Here is a 19,758-nt window from a genome sequence, read left to right as displayed (position 1 = left end):
CAACATCCCTTAGTAGTTCGGCTCCAACAGAACAGAGCGAGGTGCAGTACTTTCAATGGCTTAACGTGTAGTCAGCTGACAACAATCCTCACTGCCATCGTTCAGGCACACTTGACTAGCTGCTTCGCCTCTTCATGCCCGCATCGCCCCTGCTGAATTGACCTTGAGAAGCGCCATTAGCATCGGGCCGAGCGAAAATTCCCCGCGCCGTGTTCTGGACGTCAGATCGCGAAGATATCCCCCGGCTGAATTAATGTGCCCTGCCCGCTCCAGTATCGCGGCCACCGCAACGGCCGCATTCTCGGCGCCCATGGCCTCGCAAGCATCCTGATAGGCAGAAGCGCTTACTCCTAGCGTCGACCGGACGACGACCGCGGCGGACATGAGGTCCCGCCAGCCCCGCACCTCACCGCCCGGTGCATAGGCTGCAATTTCGGGGCACGCTCGCATCACCAAACCAATGGGAAACGTCTTCAGCTGCTCAGCATGGCGGCCAAGATTTTGCACCGGCCTCTCGCCCTGCTCATTTCTGGAGCTAGGTTCAGGTTCAGTTATAGAGTCGGTATTTGAATTCTGTATGTGCTGACGGATACCGTTACCATTGGTATCGGATTCCCCTGAAAAAACCTGGCATTCCAGTACGTTGAGCACACCTTCGCGCAAAAGCGTCAACTCGTCCAGAATCGCTTCGAAATCCGCCTTCGATTTGGCTGCCCTCAACTTGCCCACGGCCGCGACATAGGCTGCCTCCATCATCTCCCAATCGCCGGCTGCGCCATCTTCAACGGCAGCCGTGATGAGCTTGCGGACGTCCCTGCGAGCGATTGTCATGCGTTCTTTGACGACCTTCAGGCGCCGAGCGTCTTCGGCAACCTGCTGCGCCATGAGAGCGAATTCCTCTGACCTTGCGAGCAAGGGAGCAAGACTGAACCCGTAAGCGGTTTCGACAGCGCCGTCCTTGCCGCGCCTCACATAGCGCTTGCCATTAGGACTATCATTGCGATTGATCAGGCCGGCGTCTACCAACACTGCCAGGTTCTCTCTCAGGGTCGTGCCGGCGATACCGTTTGCGCGAGCGATCAGCTGTGCATTGGACGGGAAGACCACAAGGTTTTCATCGTTGCTGAGCTCCGTTTCAGGATAAAACGACAGGAGCGCGTTGAGTACGGCAAGCGCCCGATCGCGCAGCCCGAGCAGCGCACGAGCGTCGCAGACGTCACGATACACTTTCCACTTATCCGCGGACTTTCCCTCCCGGATGTCGGAGACCTTGAATTGGGCCTTGACCAAGGCAAGCGTAACCTGCCGCCGCCCGAAGGGCGTCGTTATACTTCCACTCTGCATCTCTCTTTCACCTTTCGATCGGCAAAAGAAATCCACTCACCAAAACGGTGCCAAAGACTCTTGACTGGGATTCATGGAAATGCGATTCTCAGGCTGCTTAGACCAATGAGAGAGGCTTCCACGACGGCAACGTTTGGGGGCCTTTTTCTTTTGCGGTTTCTTCCTTCTCTAACTTTCAGACCTGGACGCTGTCTGCCGGAAGTTCTCGTAAAGATCGGGAATACGATCCATCAAGAACCTGGCAAATGCCTCGTCGCGATCCTTATCTATCTGAATCTTGCAAACCCTACCTGTGACGGCCAGGGTCGCGATCTCGGATCCATCTGCAGACTTTGCGCTAAGCGCATGGGGTTTCGACGAGTTCAGCTTATCGATGGCCTTGACGGCACGAAGCACCGCGATGAAGCGATCATCTGACGACTTGTTGCCGAAAGACTTGTCGCCCATTTCTTTGCGCGCTTTTGCTTCCGCACCTTCAGTCTTGAGAAGGTCGGCGAGCTCTTGCCACCGAGGGCGGCCAATTTTGGGCGCTCGTCCGATCGCCTGGCTCAACCAGGTAGGCACTGCGCGACCGACGTTGATGAGCTTCGATGCTTCCTGACGATCAACTGAAAGAGCAGTCTGAATAAGGGTCCGATCGAAGCCACCATCTTCGAGTTTCAGTGCGAAAGTCGAGCGCTCAATGAAGGTGAGGTCTTCGCGCGCGGAGTTTTCGATGCCTTGCGCAACAACGAGACGGTCGTCTCCCAGCTCGCGTACGTAAGCTTTAACCTTGACCCCAAGTTCACTAGCAGCGCGCACGCGGCGATGGCCGTAGGCAATCTGATAGCGGCCAGTCTCGCTCGGATGGTTGCGAACGAGGATAGGTATTTCCTGCCCGTGCTCCAGGAACGAGGTCTTGAGCGCTTCGACAGCGGACGGATCCTGATCCGCAAAACGATCGGCGAAAGGAGAGGGGTCGATAAGTAAGGGGTCAAGGTCAACTGGAAGGGCGCCTTCGGCAACCCGCTGCTTGAGCTCCTCGTAATCCCTCTCAACTTCCGAGAAGGTGTCCTTCAAGGACCTCACGGCGCCTGACGCTACACGTTGCATCGGTTGACGGGTATCCGCCGTCGGTACCACATCGGGTCCAGCGGCAAAAAGATTACGAACTGACTGAGTTCGTTTGCTCATCTTTGGTCTCCCCGGTCAACACGCTCCTCTAGCCAGCGCAACGACACCGTGTCGTCAGCTGACAACAAGCTAAACGATTGATTTGTTTGCGCGTAAAGCATGATCATCTGCCCCACACGTCATTGATTAAGCCGACAGCTTCATAGTTCACCGCATTGATCGATTCCATCGCGCGATCGTATGTCGACCGACCTACGGCACCACGCGACAACTCATAGAGAGATTGTTTGGTCAAACCGGCATTGGCGATCGCAGTCGACTTCCAGGCTGCCGCAGCCATCACATCAGTTCCGAATACATCGCGAAGGAGACCGACGATTTCTTGCTCGGGGACGTCTCGCGGATCATGGCGGGTGATAAGGAACCTTAAGAAGTCATAGTCGAGCTTGCCACCCGCTTCTTCGATGACCGATACAAGGTCGGACGTCATGAGAAGGAACTGGCTCATAGACGCGACGTCCACCATTTGCGGATGAACAGTGACAATCATGCCTGTCGCAGCATTAAGGGCGCCCATTGTAAGGAAGCCCAGCTGGGGAGGGCAGTCGATCACGACAATGTCGTATTCGTCCTCGACCTGATTGATGGCGCTCGCGACACGTCTGAAGAACAGATCTTCCGGCCGTCCTCTGTTCTGCAGCATGAAGCGCGGCGTCTGATGCTCGAACTCCATTAGTTCGAGATTGCCCGGTACAATGCTGATGCCCGTAAAGTAGGTCGGACGGATCACATCCTTCATCGGCACACGCTGGTCATCGTATCTGATGGCGCCATAGATCGTGGCATTTTCGGCAACGTCAAACTCAGGCTGATACCCGAACATCGCGGAAAGCGAGGCCTGGGGATCGAGATCGATCGCGAGAACTCTGTAACCCTGTAGCGCCAGACCCTGCGCGAGATAGAGTGAGGTGGTCGTCTTGGCGGATCCGCCCTTGAAGTTCGCGACGGTTATGATTTGAAGTTTATCACCTTCACGACGACGTGGCCAAAATCGCCCAGCTTCTTTCGGACGGGCCTCAGCAAGATATAGCCGTAACTCGTTGATCTGCTCCAGCGTATAGGAGCGCCGTCCTCCGGCACCAATATCCGGCATCGGGCCTAGCCCATCCAGTGACAGTTGGCGCAGGTACCCGTCAGACACGCCAACTATCTCGGCGACTTCGCCAGACGTGAATGAACGAAGCGACTTCTGCGCTGTCGGCGGAAAGGCGCGTTCACCGACCGCACGAAGTCGCGCAGATAGTGCTTCAGCGCGCTGCGTGATATGTGCAGACGTTGCTGTTCTACTGATGTGCCTGTCGATCACGTTCACTTTAGCCTCAGGTTCAAGACGGTTTAGAAGCGTCAGACGCGCTTATGCCGTCTCAAGATAGCGCACGATTCTGACAATGCTGCAAGGGAATTAGAGTTAACAAAAGGTTAACGCCATTTCCTGAAATTCCGGCGGCGGTCGCAATTCTCAATATGTATCCGCAAGTTAGGCTGATTCTTCGCTGAATATCTATTCCTTGAGCTCTGCAGATCTGCAGACAGAATCCTGTGGTTTACCCGTGCCTGGTTAGCCGAAGACGTAGGTCGAAGCCGACTCAGCTCGCTGCAGATCTGCAGATAGCCATCCGTGTTTTCAGATGATCTTTCTCCGGCATGTTCCACGCCATTCGGAGATCAACATGCGAATTATCACCGTCTCGCCAGATCGATATGTCGATCATTTCAGTCTTCTGAGGCAGATGCACAGCCTGCGTGCCGCAGTCTTCGGCGAACGCCTCGAATGGGATGTCTCAATTACCGACGCGGGTGAGCGTGACGAATACGACGATCTCGACCCGACCTATATCCTTGCGGTCACAGACGGCCAAAGGGTCGTCGGCTGCGCGCGCCTGCTGCCGGCATTGGGGCCAACAATGCTGGAGCAGACATTCCCGCAATTGCTGGCGTCCGGTTCGCTCGGTGCGTCGGCCAGCATTGCCGAGAGCTCGCGCTTTTGCGTCGATACGTCCCTGACTGCGGGAAGGGGAGGGGGACAACTCCATCTCGCGACGCTCACCATGTTTGCCGGGATCATCGAATGGTCGATGGCAAACGGCTACGAAGAGATCGTCACGGCGACTGACTTGCGCTTCGAACGCATCCTTAACCGGGCCGGATGGCCGATGAAGCGGATTGGCAATCCTGTGGCGATTGGGAACACCGTTGCCGTCGCCGGAACCCTACCAGCCGACCTGGAAAGCTTTATGCGAGTTTGCCCGCAGGGCTACCGCTCGATTGTAGCCTATGATCGCGGACGTCAGATCCGGAGCGCTGCGTGACCCAACTCCGCTCCCATCCCCGCCTGGTCCGCAAACTGCAGGACGCCCTCGGCGACCAACTTTGCATCGCGCTCGATGATACGACCGTGGTCGAAATCATGCTCAATCCCGATGGGCGCTTGTTTATCGAACGCCTAGGGCAAGGCGTGGCGCCGGCCGGCGCAATGAGCACCGCCGCCGCGGAAGTCGTAATTGGCAGTGTCGCCCATGCCCTGCAATCGGAAGCCGACGATGAACAGCCGATCATCTCCGGCGAACTTCCCATTGGCGGACACCGCTTCGAGGGGCTGTTGCCACCGGTCGTTTCAAGTCCGGCATTCACCATCCGCCGCCGTGCCTCGCGTCTGATCGCACTCACGGAATATGTGAAGTCGAAGGCGATAACTGAAGCACAGGCTTCCGCCATTCGAAGCGCGATCGACGCGCGGATGAACATCGTAATCTCCGGTGGCACCGGATCGGGCAAAACCACTCTCGCCAACGCCATCATCGCGGAAATTGTGGCGGCGGCCCCGGACGATCGGATGGTCATTCTCGAAGACACCGCCGAGATTCAATGCGCGGCAGAAAACGCCGTATCTTTGCACACCAGCGATACCATCGACATGGCCCGCCTGCTGAAGAGCACGATGCGCCTGCGCCCCGACCGCATCATTGTCGGCGAGGTCCGCGACGGTGCGGCGCTAACACTGCTCAAGGCCTGGAACACGGGACATCCCGGCGGCGTCACTACGATCCATTCCAACACGGCGATGTCAGCCTTGCGCCGGCTGGAGCAGCTGACGGCGGAAGCCAGTCAGCAGCCGATGCAGGAGGTCATCGGCGAGGCCGTCGATCTAGTCGTCTCCATTGAGCGAACGGGGAAGGGGAGGCGGGTCCGCGAGGTCATTCACATCGAGGGATACCGCAACGGCCGCTATCAGACCGAACACTATGCCCAGATCGATGAGGACAGCCATGTCGCGTAAAATCAATATTCTTCTCACCTGTGCGGCACTGGCCGCCGTTACAATCGGCCTTCCAGATCCAGCACTTGCCTCTTCCGGCGGCGGCAGTCTTCCGTGGGAAGCGCCGCTCGAGCAGATCCAGCAATCGATCACGGGACCTGTCGCCGGGTTCATCGCGCTCGCCGCCGTTGCCATTGCCGGCGCCATGCTGATCTTCGGGGGCGAGCTGAACGATTTCGCGAGGCGGCTTTGCTATGTGGCGCTCGTTGGGGGCGTCCTGCTTGGGGCCACCCAGATCGTCGCCCTTTTCGGCGCGACCGGCGCATCGATCGGCGAGGCCAAGGCACAGGCGGAGCAAAGCACTCACGAACCGACGACGACGCCGGCCACAGAAGGGGAGGGGGCTCATGGCTGAGGTGGGCTTCGCTCTTACACGCTCGCGCGTGCACCGGGCGCTATCGCGTCCGAACCTGTTGATGGGTGCCGACCGTGAGCTGGTGCTTCTGACAGCGCTTGCCGCCATCATCCTGATTTTCGTGGTGCTCACACGGCTTCCCAGCCAAGAAAAGACAATTAGATATGACGGAACAAAAGCCTGTGCCCATCTTTGATGGGCACAACGACGTTCTCTTCAAGCTCCACTACGCCCAGGACGCTGACAAGGTGGCTCTTTTTAAAAAGGGCGCTCCTCCAGACTGGCATATCGATCTTCCGCGAGCAAAACAGGGAGGGTTTGCAGGCGGCATGTTTGCCGTCTTCGCCCCATCGCCCGAATCCACTGATCCGTGCGCTACACACGCAGCGTCCGATTTCTCCATCGATGAACCCATGCCGCCTGCGCTTGCGATGGATGAAGCGCGTGCGACGACGGTTTCGATGGCATCCATTCTCTTCGACCTCGACCGTGCCGGGGCGGTTTCGCTATGCCGCACGGCGCAGGACATTCGGACCGCAATGGAACGAGGCATCATCGCGGCGGTATTCCATATGGAAGGCGCAGAGGCGATTGACCGAGACCTGACGATGCTGGATATGCTTTATGGCGTTGGGCTGCGATCGATTGGCCCAGTGTGGAGCAGGCCCAATATCTTCGGACATGGTGTTCCTTTTCGGTTTCCGTCTTCGCCTGATACGGGACCGGGCCTGACGGATTACGGAAAGAACCTCATACAGGCTTGCAATCAGATGAAAGTCCTTGTCGACCTGTCGCATCTCAATGAGCGTGGGTTTCGAGACGTTGCCGCATTGAGCAACGCGCCGCTCGTGGCGACCCATTCAAACGTTCATAGAATCTGCCCACACGCTCGAAACCTCACGGACTGGCAACTCGGCGCAATCCGCGAGAGCCAGGGCCTTGTGGGATTGAACTTCGAGACAAGCTTTCTCCACTCGTCATCATCACGGGTATGCCATCGCGGCAGGGAGATCATTACGGTCGATCGCGTCGCGCACTCGTTCCAGCACGGCCTGCGCCGCAGGCGACAGCGCCGGAATGTCGATCGAGACGCGGTGGCGCATGGTCTTCTCTTCACCCTCTATCCGCTGCATGGCCGTCTCGCGGATGCGAAGATAGGTTTCGATATCGCGCTTCAATGCCGGCACGTTGACGTCGGCGATACGGCGGGCTTCGCGGTCAGACTTACTGGCGAGAATGCCGGTTTTGCCCTTGAGGAGACATGACATTGAGACTTTTTACGGCAGTCGCGAGCCTATCCCCCTTAGCCATTGGCATCCTCTCGTCTGTTGCCTCAGCGCCGCCGAGCAGCGCGAGCGAAGCCTTCTCTATCTGCGGATAGCGGACAACGTATCACCTGCGTAGTGGATGGTGATACGTTCTGGTTTAGAGGTGAGAAGATCAGGATCGCCGACATCGACACGCCGGAGCTTAGCCCGCCGAGATGCGAGCGCGAACGCGAGCGAGGGCTTGCGGCGAAACAGCGTCTGCTCGACATCCTCAATTCGGGTCCGCTCTCGTTCAAGACGACCGCCAGGGATGAAGATCGCTTCGGTCGCAAGCTCAGGATCGTCTACCGCGATCGGCGATCGGTCGGCGATATTCTCGTCGCCGAAGGCCTGGCTCGGAAGTGGGAAGGATCGCGCCGGAGCTGGTGCGAATGATCCGGGCGCCGGCGGATCACTGTCGTGAATCGATGATGCCCGATCGATTCAAAACTGTCATTGGACGGCAGATTCCGAACACGCGATTCTGCCGGCATGATCACGCAGCCCTACCACCTCTATGTCGAGCGTATCGCGCCGGAGAAGAACATGGCGCGCTTTTATGCACTCGCCGTTCAGCCGACATTGTTCGGCGAGGTGTCGCTTGTACGCGCCTGGGGGCGGATTGGAACGCGCGGACAGCAGATGGTGCATCTGTTTGACAACGAGAGCCAAGCCATCAGCTTGTTCCTCGACGTGCTTCGCGAGAAGCGCAAACGGGGTTATCGGCCAAAACCACCTGTGGACATCCCACGGATCTGATCCTCGTCTCCATCGTCGCCGATGACAATCCGGTCATAAGCTGACACGGATTTTATCTTTGACAGGAAGATGCGAGGAATTCCATGACCACCACCAATGAAATCGCCGACAAGATTGCAGCCGATAACGGCCTGACGAAGGTTCAGGCCAAGGGCATTGTCGAGGCCGTCTTCCAGGCCATCGTCGATGCCGCAGGCTCCGACGCTGAAACCTCAATCCCAGGCTTCGGAAAATTTAAGGTGAAGGCATCGCCTGAGCGCGAGGGCCGCAATCCTGCGACCGGAGAAAAGATGACTGTTGCCGCTTCGAAGAAGCTGACCTTCGCGCCTGCCAAGGCGCTCAAGGATGCACTGAACAAGTGATCCCTGCGTGGAGAGCCCCGCCTTGGCGGCGGGGCATCCAGTCTCAGTCCCGGTTCGACCGGGACCAGATGAGGGAGAGGCCTTCCTCGCCTTCGACTTCGATCAGCGTTGCGTAGATCGGAGCCGGGAAGCTCGGATCGTCGAGCTTGACCGAGAGGTAATCGCGACCTTCGTTCGAGGTCTTCTTCCAGGCTGCGCCGAATTCGACCGTAGCTCCTGCGAGGATGCGGTAATCAGGGCCCTTCTCGGACGTGCGCTCGACGGCGCGGATGGTTGCCTTGACGTTGAGGTTGAGGGTCTTGATGGTGCCGGAGAAGCCGTTGCCGGAAGCGGTGAAAGAGCCGATGGTTGCCATTGTCGTAATCCTTTTCGGTTGTTCGGGCCGCGTCCATCGCGGCCTCGATGGCAGTCGACAGGACCGGGGACGATCGGCCTGCATCCAACGGACCGAAACGGAGTGGAGGACGGCCAAGGAGAGGCTTTCTTGCCTCGCGAGGAATGGGCGCTTTCGCGCACAGGGGAAGAAAACGATCCGGCCGTTGCGGATGCCGATCGAGCCGAGCATCGCGAGGCGGTCTTCGGTCAGACATGCCCCATCGAGACCGCAGTGGACGTGCCAACTTGGCGGATCAAGGCGTACGACTATGCGTCATCTGCGCGTGATCGAAGTAAACTGCATCGCCGAGCGCCCAACCACCCGGATCGGGAGCTAAAGTCAAAAGCCACGCTTTCTGACAAGAAATCTGCACACAGAACTGAAACTCATTTTGCCAGGGGCCCCGAATGCTCGCTGAATGAAGGACGAGTTGCTGGCGTGCTTTCCGAACTCGATGATATCTGCGCTACCCACGGATGCCGCAGATTGCATCGAGCGCCACCAGTGTGGCGCCCGGTATCTCTCATTGGCGCGGCTTCAATCGTGCCGATCTGCTTCAGCGACTACAATTGCTTGTCGGTGACCGTGGCAAGCGGTGCAGCGTCACGCTCTAACGCTAGGCGCGCTTGGGGCCAAGCGCCCTCGTCCGCACCGAACGCGGTCTGAAGCCAGGCGAGAGTGAGGCGCCGTGTAGCTTCCAGCGCATCCGGTGCTTCTGTTTCCGTTTCCTTTGCGTCCAGTGCGGCAATCCCGCCAAGGCCATGCCCGACCCCGTGCATCATCAGCATTGCTTTAGCGCCCGGCGCATCATGGAACGCGTCCGCATGCCAGTCAGCGCCGCGCGTTGTAAAATGGGGATTGTCCATATCACCGCAAACGACCAGGCTGCGGGTGGAGAGCGTCGAGAAATCGACGTCGAAGAATGGAAACCTTGCGGCGTTCTCCTCGGTCATATCTTTGCCGCCGCGTCCCGGCGTCGTCAGAAGAACGCCTGCTGAGATACGAGGCTCAGAGAGATCCTCGCCGTCCAGCTGCGCGCCGAGTAGAAGTCCAACCGTGTGGCCGCCAAGTGAATGCCCGACCGCTCCGATGCGGGAATGATCCATCCGGCCGGCGACGGCCGGCGCCTGCCGTTCGATCTCCGCGAGATGGTCAAGGATCGCCTTCATCTCCTCGACACGCTCGCGCCAGAAGAACGGCGCGCCGGGTGAATCTGACGTCAGGCCACCGACCCGCGAACTTGCATGCGTCGGCTGGATGACGACGAACCCCCTCTCCGCCCAAAACTGAGCGAGAGGAGCGTAGCCGTCCTTTGACGGAATATAGTTGGAAGGGCCATAGCCATGCGACAGCAGCACGATCGGCAGCTTGTCGCCGTTTGCGGGCGCAGTCACACGCAGCTCCAGTGGCTGGCGGCCCGGCATGGGAAGGCGGATCGGCGTGTATGCCACGGTGAGAGTGGCTTCAGGTGTGGGAATATGCTTTGCGAGATTGATCAGATTGTTCATGGGTCTCGACCTTCAAAGGTGGATTTCGGATGGTGATGTTCAGGCGAGCAAATGGCCCGCTTCGCGGAAAGAGGTTTCCGCGTCGGCGCCGGCGGGGATTTTCATCGGCGCGTCGATCTCCGTCACAGACCGCCAGACAGCCTCTGCAACCGCATCCGCCGTCGTGACCTCAGTGCCGGAACGCAGCTTCGTCATGTAATCGTGGACGAAGGCGGTATATGGCTCGGGAATTTCCGTGCCCATCCGCGAGACAGCATTCTTGCCGAAGCCGGTCGTCGGTGCCGAGCCAGGCAAAACAAGTTTGGCACGGATGCCGAACAGCGCCGCTTCGAGGGCGAGGCTTTCCGTGAAGGCATTGAGCGCTGCCTTGCTTGCACTGTAGACTGACAGCGCGGGCAGAGGCCTTATCGTGACCGCGGAGCTGACATTGACGATGACGCCTGAGCGACGGGACCGCATCTGCGGAAGCACAGCTTTGGTCATCGCCATTGCTCCGAAGACGTTTGTCTCGAACAGTTCGCGGATCTTCGACATCTCCGTGCCTTCCAGCACGTTGAGCATGCCGACGCCGGCATTGTTGACCAGAGCGTCGATCGTGCCGGCGGCGTCGACCGCCTTGGCGATACTGTCCGCGCTCGTGACATCCAGCGGCAGGATTTCGAGCCGGTCGTTCGAGGGAAAAAGGTCGTAGCGCGGCGTGCGCATGGTCGCGACCACGTCCCACCCGGCGTCCACGAATTTCTGCGCGATGGCGAGGCCGAAACCGGACGAGCAACCAGTGATGAAGATCTTTGGCATGTTCTGTCTCCTGACTTTTAACTGGCCTGAAGATGGACCTGATCACCCGGACTTGCTATATGCGTATGTCCAAGAGTATTTAGCATGAGTCCGAAAACATGACCGATCCCGTTACCGAAGTTGTTTCGCTGCTCAAGCCAAGCCCGTCGATCTCCAAGCTGGTCACGGGCGGTGGTCAGTGGTTGGTTGAGCGCACAGAACTGGGGAGCCCCTTCTACTGCGCTGTCGTCGAAGGCCGTTGCCTGATGGCGATTGCCGGTCGTGACCCAATGGTGCTCACTGCCGGTGACTTCGTCCTCGTCCCAAAGATGTTCTCGTTCACGATGAGCAGCATGGAGCCGCTACCACGCGGCGCCCTTGCTCAACGTCTGGAGACCAGCCCCGGCGTCTTTCGCCTGGGCGACCCGGAAGCACCGGCAGAGATCAAGGCCCTGGTCGGGCATTGTGCGTTCGGCTCGGATGACAAAGCTCTTCTCGTATCGCTGCTGCCGGAAGTCATCCATGTTCACGGCGAAGAGCGGCTGATGGCTCTCGTCCGCATGATAAACGAGGAAACGCGAGCTGACCGCGTCGCGCGTGAGATGGTGCTTCACCGGTTGCTCGAGGTGTTGTTCATCGATGCACTACGATCGGCGGCAAGTGCCAAAGCGCCGCCGGGTCTCCTGCGTGGCATGGCCGATCCGATGCTGGCACCGACCTTGCGCCGGATCCATGCAGATCCGGGCCGCAGCATGACGGTGGAGACGCTTGCTCGGGAAGCCGCCATGTCCCGTTCCACCTTCTTCGATCGCTTCCGCAGAGAGGTCGGGGTCGCGCCAATGGAGTACGCGACGGGGTGGCGGATGGCGCTAGCGAAAGAGTTCCTACGCGAAGATATGGCCATGGCCGACATCGCCCAGCGCGTCGGTTACGGATCGACAAGCGCCTTCAGCGTCGCCTTCAATCGGCATGTGGGAATGCCGCCGGGAGCCTTTTCGCGAGCGAGGGCTGCAGCATGAAGTTTGCACCTTTCACCCGCGGATATAAAACGCCGATACGCTAGTATACTCCATCAGATTTTGACCGATCTACCGCGGCGAAAAGCGCCGCTCGTCACCGGATTACCCAGCAATACATGTGAAAAAAGCAGCCAATGCATAGCTGCACTGCACAAAAATCAGGTGCGGCGTGATGAAAATTCGTGCATACAGACTTCAGCTGATGCCCATGGCGGTTTCTTCCCAGTTCCGCCGCAGCAGCTGTTCCCCTCTGGAGGTCCATGACCCTCACACTTTATGGGCCGCGGTTTTCCGTCGGCCCTTTTTTCTTTTTCCGAACACAGCTCGCAACTGCGGTTCGGACGCTGGAGAAATGCGGGGCCGAAGCCCCGCATTTCGGCTACTCGAAGGCTGACATCTGGGCAGTCGCGGCTTGTCTGTCGACCGAGTTGGCGGGCTGCTCGATCGTGCGCTCGTAGGGCTTCCAGGTTTCGCCTGTGATGTCCTCGTAGGCCGAAACGGCGCCTTCGGCTGCCATGCGAAGCACGTGGGCCTGCAGGCCCATGTCGGCTGCGAACTCTCGCTTTTGTTGATTTGCACTGAGAGCTGACCCGGGATTGCGGGAAATTATCACTGAGATTTGACCCATGTTTCAATCATCCCTCGCGAGGTTTCAGCGGGGGCTCTGGAGTGATCGACATGGCGTTACTGAGCGTAATACGACGCTGGCATTTTCGAGAGCATCTATCGATCCGGGAGATTTGCCGCAGGAGCGGCCTGTCCCGGAACACCGTCCGCAAATACCTGCGCCTGGACGGCGTGGAGCCGAAGTTCAAGGTCCCGGAGCGACCGAGCAAGCTTGATCCTTTCGCGGATCGGCTGTCGGCCTGGCTGAAGACGGAATCGAAGAAGGGCCGCAAGCAGAAGCGCACCCTGAAGCAACTCCATGCCGACCTGGTGAGCCTCGGTTACGACGGCTCCTATTGCCGCGTTGCAGCCTTTGCCCGGGAATGGAAGTCAGACCGGCAGAGGGAATTCCAGACGACAGGGCGCGGAACGTTCGTGCCTCTGGCCTTCGAACCAGGCGAAGCGTTCCAGTTCGACTGGTCGGAAGACTGGGCCATTATCGGCAACGAGCGCACCAAGCTGCAGGTCGCACATACGAAGCTAAGCTATAGCCGTGCCTTCATTGTTCGGGCCTATCTCCTTCAGACGCATGAGATGCTGTTCGATGCCCACAATCATGCATTCCGCGTGTTTGGCGGCATTCCCGGCCGCGGTATCTACGACAACATGCGCACGGCGATCGACAAGGTCGGCCGTGGCAAGGAGCGCGACGTCAATGTCCGTTTCCTGGCAATGGCCAGTCACTATGTGTTCGAGCCCGAGTTCTGCAATCCCGCGTCCGGTTGGGAGAAAGGACAGGTCGAGAAGAATGTTCAGGATGCGCGTCATCGCTTCTTCCAACCTGTTCCACGGTTTCCATCATTGGATGCCCTGAACGACTGGCTGGAGCTTCGATGCAAGGAGTTCTGGGCAAAGACCCCGCACGGACAGATGCGCGGCACCATTGCTGACATCTGGGCTGAGGAAGCTCTGGCGCTGATGCCTGTTACCCGCCTGTTCGACGGCTTTGTCGAGTATACAAAGCGGGTCACTCCGACCTGCCTCGTCCATCTGGAGCGCAATCGCTACAGCGTCCCGGCATCCTTCGCCAATCGACCGGTGAGCCTGCGGGTTTACCCGGATCGTGTCGTCGTCGCAGCGGAGAGGCAGATCGTGTGCGAGCATCGCCGCGTGATCGACCGTTCTCACGATCGGCCAGGACAGACCATCTACGATTGGCGGCACTATCTGGCGGTGGTGCAGCGCAAGCCCGGTGCTCTTCGCAATGGCGCTCCATTCGTTGAGCTACCGGAGGCATTCCGGGCCTTGCAGCAATATCTCCTGAAGAAGCCGGGTGGCGACCGCGAGATGGTCGATATCCTGGCCCTTGTTCTCCAGCATGACGAACAGGCCGTGTTGTCGGCCGTGGACATGGCGCTGAAGTCCGGCGTTCCGACCAAGACGCATGTGCTGAACCTGCTGCATCGCCTCGTCGACGGCAAATCCTTCACACCGCCCACCATCGACGCGCCTCAGGCCTTGACGCTCACCAATGAGCCCAAGGCGAATGTCGAACGTTACGATGCGCTGAGAAAGACGGAGGTTCGCCATGCGTCATAATCCGGCAAGCGGCGCTGTCGTCATCATGCTGCGGCAACTGAAGATGCACGGCATGGCCCAGGCCGTTGGCGAACTCACCGAGCAGGGATCGCCGGCGTTCGAGGCTGCCATCCCGATCCTATCGCAGCTCCTCAAGGCCGAGACCGCGGAACGTGAAGTGCGGTCGACGGCCTACCAGCTCAAGACGGCACGCTTTCCAGCCTATCGTGATCTGAACGGCTTCGACTTCACCAGCAGCGAGATCAACGAGGCACTGGTCCGTCAGCTTCATCGCTGCGACTTCCTCGACGACGCCAACAACATCGTCCTGGTCGGCGGTCCCGGCACGGGCAAGACGCATATTGCCACGGCCATCGGCGTCCAGGCCATCGAACATCATCACAAGCGGGTTCGGTTCTTCTCAACCGTGGAACTGGTCAACGCGCTTGAGCAGGAGAAGTCCCAAGGTCGTTCAGGCCAGATCGCCAACCGCCTGGCACACTCCGATCTCGTCATCCTCGACGAGCTGGGCTACCTGCCGTTCAGCGCTTCGGGCGGTGCGCTGCTGTTCCATCTGCTGAGCAAGCTCTACGAGCACACGAGCGTCATCATCACCACCAACCTGAGCTTCAGCGAATGGGCCAGCGTGTTTGGCGATGCCAAGATGACCACCGCGCTGCTCGACCGCCTCACACATCATTGCCACATCCTCGAAACCGGCAACGACAGCTTCCGCTTCAAAAACAGTTCGGCCCATGAGCCCAAAACGACGAAGGAGAAACGCAGGAACTTGACCACCCCAACCACGACGGACGATACCTAAGGCGGGTCACTTCTCGGCGCAAATCCCGGGTCAGCTCTCAGTGCAAATCAACACGAAGAGGCGTTTCAACACTTGAGGCAGTCATCAAAAAGCGGCTGAAGGACTGGTCGCCGGATATGGTGTCCGACCCGATCCAGGAAAGCTTGCTGAAACTGATAGCGGACAAGAAGAAAGCCAGGAAGCCGTCGAAGGCCAAGTCTTCGAAACCCACGAAGGACGACGACGAAAAGAGCAACGTCGTCAATATCATGGACGCTTTGAAGAAGTCGGTTGCGAAGGAGCTAAAATCTCGAAAGGCTGGATGATCTTAGCCATGATCACGGTCGCAGCCACAGAGTGGCTTCCGTTAGGTGCCATCAATGGAAGATTGGTATCTGGGATGAGGCAATGATCGCGACACACTACGATCCCGTGCACGCATCTACGCTGACTGGAACGAACCGAGACCCGGGTCCCAACATCAGAGCAGTGCGCCCGTCACTTAGCCAGCTGTTCTCCACTGAGTGTTGATTGCCACTGAGAACTGACCCGGCGTGGCCTGATAGGGTCAGTTCTCAGTGGCAATCAACAGACTGCGCCCATTACTGGACGAATTCGACGCCCTCGATGCGGCGGTCCGGGATGCCACCCGCAAACCACACGGCCGCCTCCGCATAACCGCTCCCCTGACGTTCGGCACCATGGAGATCGCTCCCGCTTTAAACGCTTTTGCCGCGGCCTATCCGGAAATCGAACTCGACGTCAGTTTATCCGCTGGTGAACCTGGTGGACGAGGGCTTTGACGTGGCGGTGAGGGTAGGCCGTGCGAGCGATTCAACGATGATCGCACGCAAGCTCTGCGACATGCGCATCGTCGTGGTCGCATCTTCCGGTTACCTGAAAGGGCTTCGCGACCACGCAGGTTGCCTATGAGGAGGCTTTTCACGACGTCTTCGCCATGCTTGAGGAGTTGGAAGAAAGACTGGGCGACGGCCGCGACTTCCTGTCCGGAGAGAGGCTGACGGAGGCCGATATCCGGCTTTTCGTGACGCTGGTGCGGTTTGATGTCGCCTATCACGGCATCTTCAAGTGCAATCTGAAGCGCATCGCAGATTATGCGGCACTGAGCGCCTACACCGCCCGCATTCTCGCCGTTCCGGGCATCCGTGAGACCGTGAATAGCGACCATATCAAAAGTGGCTACTATTCAGTCAAGGCACTCAACCCGACGGGCATCGTGCCCATAGGGCCCGAACTCCCGCCGATGGTCGCATGAACTTGGAAGGGACCAGTTTCGCCAGTCCGCTTCCTCTCTATTTCCAGCCGAATCGCAATCGCCAAATAATTGACGCCTCACTTTCCAGTTACGAAAGAGGCCAACGCGTTAGCAGACGATAATGCCGTCAGGCAGACCATGCGGTAATGCGGCCAGCGATCATGAAACCGACCTTGCCGACCCCCAAGGAAAGCAAAAATGCGACCGGCCAGGCGATCAGGAACCCCCCGCTCCACTCCGATACCGCCCGCCCCGACAAACCGAGATGCAGGATGCTGAAAAAGCCGGTCATGAGAAAAGCCATCATGCCGGAAATGAAAAATTGGGCAATTATGATCGTTTTAGGACCGTTCATGGTGTCTCCACAGGTTCATGGTGGAGCAGGCGCGCAGCCGGACACCACCCTTCGTAAGGTTGATGCCGTGGGTTCGCATTGGCGACTTTCCTGCTTTCACAGGGGCTGGAAATAACCACACCAGCCTGAAACTTTTCGACGCCCTCCATTTAACCAAGCTCGTGAAACAGTCAACCCCATGCGGGCCAGTCGGATGTAACCTATGTGTCGCGGGCTGTCTTTCAGCCGTACTCTTTGCGGGGGATGATCGCCTTATCCGAACACAAACCCATCTTTCCCCCTGGCTTTTGCTTCATAAAGCAACTTATCCGCGCCAGATACCAACTGCTCCAGGTTCGCGCCTGCGTTACGCCACAAGCCTCCCACACTCGCGCGAACCTCAACGCAACTTTGATTCAAAAGAACGGGAGCCCGCATTTTCGCTACCACGCGCTCCGCGACTGCTTTCCCGGCGTCATCCGTTCCTTCAACGACCAGGACGAATTCGTCTCCGCCGGTCCGACAGACAAGATCGGCGCCCCTTACACAGGACAATAGTCGTCTCGCCGTCTCCACAAGCACCGCATCTCCAGCAGCGTGACCGTGAATGTCATTGATCTGCTTGAATCCGTCCAGATCGACGGCGAGCACCGAGTATCCGTGTGCCGCGGTCAGTTTCGAAAAGCTCGCTATCAGCCCTCGCCTGTTAAGCAATCCCGTAAGCGCGTCTCGCTGGGACGTACGCTCGAGATCGACAAAGCGATTGTGCTCCTCAGTGAAATCGATAGCCATGCCGACGATCCTGAACGGCGCGCCGTTCCCATCACGAAGCAGTCGACGGTCGCACCTCATCCATCGCTCTCCTGTGACGGTCTCCAGTCTGTATTCGGCGACGGCCTGATCTACGTCGCCAGCGAGGAGGGGGGTGAGGTCGGCACTTGCACCATCATCGACGTTGACACGTTTTAAGTAATTCTCGAGATCTAAACGTGCCGCCGTAGGGCCCGCGATAAATTGCGCGAGCCTTTCCGAGGTTTCGAATTTTCGAGTACCGACGTCCATATACCAAAAGCCGCCGCGGACGGCTTCCAGCGCAAGTTCAAGCTGTGCTGCGCGCTCGGCGAGCTGTCGCTCATACTCTTTGTGATGCGTGATATTCTGGATTTGAGAGATCAGCCGGACGACATCGCCTGCCTCGTCCCGCATGGCGGCGATGTGAATGAGGACGTGCACCAACTCACCGTCTGGGCGAACGTAGCGCTTTTCGACCGAATAGCCATCCCTTCTCCCATCGAGCACATCCTGGAAAAGAATAAGATCCGCTTCGAGATCTTCCGAGTGGGTGAACTGCGCAAAAGACATTCCCGTCACTTCGTCAAGCGGCCGGCCAACCAGTGCAGCGAATGCCGCATTTCCTCGGATAATGCAGGCACGAATATCCACAAGGGCAACTCCGATCGGTGCGTGATCGAATGCGAAATCGAACAGCGCCATTCTGGCTTCCGGCGTTTCGAATTGAAGTTGTGGGTCGTCGTTTTCCATATCTCAGCATCGAACGCGGTGGATCAAGCGGTCGCCTTTCATCCTTCTCAAGGGGATATGGCGCGTTTATGCCGACGAACAAGTCGAAGTGCTGGCATGGCTAACGGCACGTTGCGCCTCAACTTCAATTACGTTCATCTAAAGAGAGCCGCGAGCATACTCGGAACCGACCAGAAAACCTGCCATTCGTCAATTTCATAGCGATTTTGCTCCGCGCCAGGATTTTTTTTCACCGCGCAGTCTTGAATTCGAGGAACGTCGTGTAAGTTCCCAAGGAAGAAATTTGCGGCGCGCTATAGCATGGGGAGACGTCGAAGATGGGGCAACTCACGACGGGGGAGCGGGATATCGGTGCGATCATCCTGATCGTCCTTGCGATCATCGGTATCGCGATGGCGGCAGCAGGGCGCACCGATGTCCTCGGTATTCACGGCGCGATGGTCCTCCTTTACAGTCTGGCACTGCTTTTCGTCCTTTTCTCGGGTGCCTTCGGAACGCCGCCAAGCCCCGCCCGCCTCACCCGCTACTATGACGATCCGATCAAGGTCGGCGTCGGGCTGACACTGTTCTGGGCGATCTTCGGCATGTTCATCGGCGTGTGGGCTGCCGCGCAGCTCGCCTGGCCAAGCCTCAACTTCGATACGTTTTGGGCGAGCTTCGGCCGCATCCGTCCGGCGCACACGTCCGGCGTCATTTTCGGGTTCGGCGGCAATGCGCTCATCACCACCTCGTTCCATGTCGTGCAGCGCACCTCGCGCGCCCGCCTTGCCGACCAGCTTTCGCCCTGGATCGTGCTGTTCGGCTTCAACCTTTTCTGTCTCATCGCGATTTCCGGCTATTTTCTCGGCGTCACCCAGTCCAAGGAATATGCCGAGGCCGAATGGTATGCCGATATCTGGCTGGTCATCGTCTGGGTGACCTATTTCGTGCTCTACGTGCGCACGCTTGCCCGGCGCAAAGAGCCGCACATCTATGTGGCCAATTGGTACTACATGGCCTTCATCCTCGTCGTGGCCATCCTGCACATCGTCAACAACCTCGCAGTTCCCCTCTCCTTCGCCCACGCCAAGAGTTATACGATCTGGGCGGGCGTGCAGGATTCCATGGTGCAATGGTGGTACGGGCATAACGCCGTCGCCTTCTTCCTCACCGCCGGCTTCCTGGCCATGCTCTACTACTACCTGCCAAAACGCGCCGAGCGGCCGATCTTCTCCTACCGGCTGTCGATCCTCAGCTTCTGGGGCATCACCTTCTTCTACATGTGGGCGGGCTCGCATCACCTGCACTACACCGCCCTGCCCCACTGGGTGCAGAACCTCGGCAT

Annotated in this window: 20 protein-coding genes and 6 pseudogenes; 16 read left to right on the top strand and 10 right to left on the bottom strand. The window is 58.5% G+C overall.

Annotated elements, in window-relative coordinates; genetic code table 11:
* Positions 1 to 132: 132 nt before the first annotated feature.
* The 3 genes from repC to repA all read right to left on the bottom strand — a co-directional run bounded on the left by repC (position 133) and on the right by repA (position 3,829).
* Entirely contained in the window at positions 133 to 1,344 is a 1,212-nt protein-coding gene (repC, locus tag J2Y63_RS33325; protein WP_435269523.1) for a plasmid replication protein RepC, read from the bottom strand.
* Between the two features lie 168 nt (positions 1,345 to 1,512).
* A complete protein-coding gene (gene repB / locus J2Y63_RS33320) occupies positions 1,513 to 2,517 on the bottom strand; it encodes a plasmid partitioning protein RepB (protein ID WP_435269522.1) in 1,005 nt (334 codons plus the stop codon).
* A 103-nt stretch (positions 2,518 to 2,620) separates the two neighbouring features.
* Entirely contained in the window at positions 2,621 to 3,829 is a 1,209-nt protein-coding gene (repA, locus tag J2Y63_RS33315) for a plasmid partitioning protein RepA (RefSeq protein ID WP_405047708.1), read from the bottom strand.
* Positions 3,830 to 4,187: 358 nt separating this feature from the next.
* On the opposite strand from repA, the gene traI reads away from it, so the two are divergent.
* The 5 genes and pseudogenes from traI to J2Y63_RS33290 all read left to right on the top strand — a co-directional run.
* A complete protein-coding gene (gene traI / locus J2Y63_RS33310) occupies positions 4,188 to 4,826 on the top strand; it encodes an acyl-homoserine-lactone synthase TraI (RefSeq protein ID WP_435269521.1) in 639 nt (212 codons plus the stop codon).
* Positions 4,823 to 5,794 (top strand): P-type conjugative transfer ATPase TrbB, encoded by a 972-nt coding sequence (trbB, locus tag J2Y63_RS33305; protein WP_435269520.1) that lies wholly within the window; start codon positions 4,823 to 4,825, stop codon positions 5,792 to 5,794. The genes traI and trbB overlap by 4 nt, the downstream gene beginning before the upstream one ends.
* Entirely contained in the window at positions 5,784 to 6,188 is a 405-nt protein-coding gene (gene trbC / locus J2Y63_RS33300) for a conjugal transfer pilin TrbC (RefSeq protein ID WP_435269519.1), read from the top strand. The genes trbB and trbC overlap by 11 nt, the downstream gene beginning before the upstream one ends.
* A pseudogene (locus tag J2Y63_RS33295) lies at positions 6,181 to 6,321 on the top strand (VirB3 family type IV secretion system protein); the annotation flags it as partial. The gene trbC and the pseudogene J2Y63_RS33295, both read left to right, overlap by 8 nt.
* Before the next feature lie 31 nt (positions 6,322 to 6,352).
* Positions 6,353 to 7,177 (top strand): annotated as a pseudogene (locus J2Y63_RS33290) (dipeptidase); the annotation flags it as partial.
* On the opposite strand, the pseudogene J2Y63_RS33285 reads toward J2Y63_RS33290, so the two are convergent.
* Positions 7,178 to 7,444 (bottom strand): annotated as a pseudogene (locus J2Y63_RS33285) (BID domain-containing protein); the annotation flags it as partial.
* 147 nt (positions 7,445 to 7,591) lie between these two features.
* Here J2Y63_RS33285 and J2Y63_RS33280 point away from each other — a divergent pair.
* The 3 genes from J2Y63_RS33280 to J2Y63_RS33270 all read left to right on the top strand — a co-directional run bounded on the left by J2Y63_RS33280 (position 7,592) and on the right by J2Y63_RS33270 (position 8,616).
* Positions 7,592 to 7,891 (top strand): thermonuclease family protein, encoded by a 300-nt coding sequence (locus J2Y63_RS33280; RefSeq protein ID WP_435269518.1) that lies wholly within the window; start codon positions 7,592 to 7,594, stop codon positions 7,889 to 7,891.
* Positions 7,892 to 7,987: 96 nt separating this feature from the next.
* A complete protein-coding gene (locus J2Y63_RS33275) occupies positions 7,988 to 8,254 on the top strand; it encodes a WGR domain-containing protein (protein ID WP_435269517.1) in 267 nt (88 codons plus the stop codon).
* An 83-nt stretch (positions 8,255 to 8,337) separates the two neighbouring features.
* Entirely contained in the window at positions 8,338 to 8,616 is a 279-nt protein-coding gene (locus J2Y63_RS33270) for an HU family DNA-binding protein (protein WP_435269516.1), read from the top strand.
* Between the two features lie 43 nt (positions 8,617 to 8,659).
* Here J2Y63_RS33270 and J2Y63_RS33265 read toward each other — a convergent pair whose 3' ends face one another.
* From J2Y63_RS33265 to J2Y63_RS33255, 3 genes are all read right to left on the bottom strand, one after another.
* Positions 8,660 to 8,971, bottom strand: coding sequence for a DUF736 domain-containing protein (locus J2Y63_RS33265; protein WP_041699667.1), 312 nt, complete (start codon positions 8,969 to 8,971; stop codon positions 8,660 to 8,662).
* 584 nt (positions 8,972 to 9,555) lie between these two features.
* Positions 9,556 to 10,500: an alpha/beta hydrolase family protein gene (locus tag J2Y63_RS33260; protein WP_435269515.1), complete on the bottom strand. Its 945-nt coding sequence runs from the start codon at positions 10,498 to 10,500 to the stop codon at positions 9,556 to 9,558.
* 39 nt (positions 10,501 to 10,539) lie between these two features.
* Positions 10,540 to 11,298: an SDR family oxidoreductase gene (locus J2Y63_RS33255; RefSeq protein ID WP_069061772.1), complete on the bottom strand. Its 759-nt coding sequence runs from the start codon at positions 11,296 to 11,298 to the stop codon at positions 10,540 to 10,542.
* 98 nt (positions 11,299 to 11,396) lie between these two features.
* On the opposite strand from J2Y63_RS33255, the gene J2Y63_RS33250 reads away from it, so the two are divergent.
* Positions 11,397 to 12,296 carry an AraC family transcriptional regulator gene (locus J2Y63_RS33250; protein WP_069061771.1) on the top strand — a complete coding sequence of 300 codons (900 nt, stop codon included), beginning with the start codon at positions 11,397 to 11,399 and terminating at the stop codon, positions 12,294 to 12,296.
* A 379-nt stretch (positions 12,297 to 12,675) separates the two neighbouring features.
* Here J2Y63_RS33250 and J2Y63_RS33245 read toward each other — a convergent pair.
* A pseudogene (locus tag J2Y63_RS33245) lies at positions 12,676 to 12,876 on the bottom strand (hypothetical protein); the annotation flags it as partial.
* Between the two features lie 98 nt (positions 12,877 to 12,974).
* On the opposite strand from J2Y63_RS33245, the gene istA reads away from it, so the two are divergent.
* From istA to J2Y63_RS33215, 6 genes and pseudogenes are all read left to right on the top strand, one after another.
* The gene (gene istA, locus J2Y63_RS33240; RefSeq protein WP_435269514.1) at positions 12,975 to 14,501 is read left to right on the top strand and encodes an IS21 family transposase; all 1,527 of its coding nucleotides are present in this window, start codon (positions 12,975 to 12,977) and stop codon (positions 14,499 to 14,501) included.
* Entirely contained in the window at positions 14,491 to 15,303 is an 813-nt protein-coding gene (gene istB, locus J2Y63_RS33235; RefSeq protein ID WP_435269513.1) for an IS21-like element helper ATPase IstB, read from the top strand. Before istA ends, istB begins: the two co-directional genes overlap by 11 nt.
* 44 nt (positions 15,304 to 15,347) lie before the next feature.
* A pseudogene (locus J2Y63_RS33230) lies at positions 15,348 to 15,608 on the top strand (Ku protein); the annotation flags it as partial.
* Between the two features lie 252 nt (positions 15,609 to 15,860).
* Positions 15,861 to 16,085, top strand: coding sequence for a LysR substrate-binding domain-containing protein (locus J2Y63_RS33225; RefSeq protein WP_313523148.1), 225 nt, complete (start codon positions 15,861 to 15,863; stop codon positions 16,083 to 16,085).
* Entirely contained in the window at positions 16,060 to 16,215 is a 156-nt protein-coding gene (locus J2Y63_RS33220) for a LysR substrate-binding domain-containing protein (protein ID WP_435269512.1), read from the top strand. The genes J2Y63_RS33225 and J2Y63_RS33220 overlap by 26 nt, the downstream gene beginning before the upstream one ends.
* A pseudogene (locus J2Y63_RS33215) lies at positions 16,187 to 16,558 on the top strand (glutathione S-transferase C-terminal domain-containing protein); the annotation flags it as partial. The gene J2Y63_RS33220 and the pseudogene J2Y63_RS33215, both read left to right, overlap by 29 nt.
* A 127-nt stretch (positions 16,559 to 16,685) precedes the next feature.
* Here the strand turns inward: J2Y63_RS33215 and J2Y63_RS33210 are convergent.
* Both J2Y63_RS33210 and J2Y63_RS33205 read right to left on the bottom strand, forming a co-directional pair.
* A complete protein-coding gene (locus J2Y63_RS33210) occupies positions 16,686 to 16,913 on the bottom strand; it encodes a DUF2798 domain-containing protein (RefSeq protein WP_313523144.1) in 228 nt (75 codons plus the stop codon).
* Positions 16,914 to 17,165: 252 nt separating this feature from the next.
* A complete protein-coding gene (locus tag J2Y63_RS33205) occupies positions 17,166 to 18,434 on the bottom strand; it encodes a diguanylate cyclase (protein WP_435269511.1) in 1,269 nt (422 codons plus the stop codon).
* 317 nt (positions 18,435 to 18,751) lie between these two features.
* Between J2Y63_RS33205 and J2Y63_RS33200 the strand changes: the two genes are divergently transcribed.
* The coding region (locus J2Y63_RS33200) for a cbb3-type cytochrome c oxidase subunit I (protein ID WP_435269510.1) at positions 18,752 to 19,758 on the top strand (1,007 nt) is incomplete at its 3' end.

The sequence above is a fragment of the Shinella sp. BE166 genome, from assembly GCF_051201095.1.
GTDB classification, from domain to species: Bacteria; Pseudomonadota; Alphaproteobacteria; order Rhizobiales; family Rhizobiaceae; genus Shinella; species Shinella lacus.
Note: the sequence above shows the minus strand (reverse complement) of the source record. Positions and strands in the feature narration are given on the sequence as shown.

Coding starts and splice junctions, on each gene's coding strand:
- repC (WP_435269523.1), bottom strand. CDS start 1,344: ATGCAGAGTGGAAGTATAACGACGCCCTTCGGGCGGCGGCAGGTTACG.
- repB (WP_435269522.1), bottom strand. CDS start 2,517: ATGAGCAAACGAACTCAGTCAGTTCGTAATCTTTTTGCCGCTGGACCC.
- traI (WP_435269521.1), top strand. CDS start 4,188: ATGCGAATTATCACCGTCTCGCCAGATCGATATGTCGATCATTTCAGT.
- trbC (WP_435269519.1), top strand. CDS start 5,784: ATGTCGCGTAAAATCAATATTCTTCTCACCTGTGCGGCACTGGCCGCC.
- J2Y63_RS33275 (WP_435269517.1), top strand. CDS start 7,988: ATGATCACGCAGCCCTACCACCTCTATGTCGAGCGTATCGCGCCGGAG.
- J2Y63_RS33270 (WP_435269516.1), top strand. CDS start 8,338: ATGACCACCACCAATGAAATCGCCGACAAGATTGCAGCCGATAACGGC.
- J2Y63_RS33265 (WP_041699667.1), bottom strand. CDS start 8,971: ATGGCAACCATCGGCTCTTTCACCGCTTCCGGCAACGGCTTCTCCGGC.
- J2Y63_RS33260 (WP_435269515.1), bottom strand. CDS start 10,500: ATGAACAATCTGATCAATCTCGCAAAGCATATTCCCACACCTGAAGCC.
- J2Y63_RS33255 (WP_069061772.1), bottom strand. CDS start 11,298: ATGCCAAAGATCTTCATCACTGGTTGCTCGTCCGGTTTCGGCCTCGCC.
- J2Y63_RS33250 (WP_069061771.1), top strand. CDS start 11,397: ATGACCGATCCCGTTACCGAAGTTGTTTCGCTGCTCAAGCCAAGCCCG.
- istA (WP_435269514.1), top strand. CDS start 12,975: ATGGCGTTACTGAGCGTAATACGACGCTGGCATTTTCGAGAGCATCTA.
- istB (WP_435269513.1), top strand. CDS start 14,491: ATGCGTCATAATCCGGCAAGCGGCGCTGTCGTCATCATGCTGCGGCAA.
- J2Y63_RS33210 (WP_313523144.1), bottom strand. CDS start 16,913: ATGAACGGTCCTAAAACGATCATAATTGCCCAATTTTTCATTTCCGGC.
- J2Y63_RS33205 (WP_435269511.1), bottom strand. CDS start 18,434: ATGGAAAACGACGACCCACAACTTCAATTCGAAACGCCGGAAGCCAGA.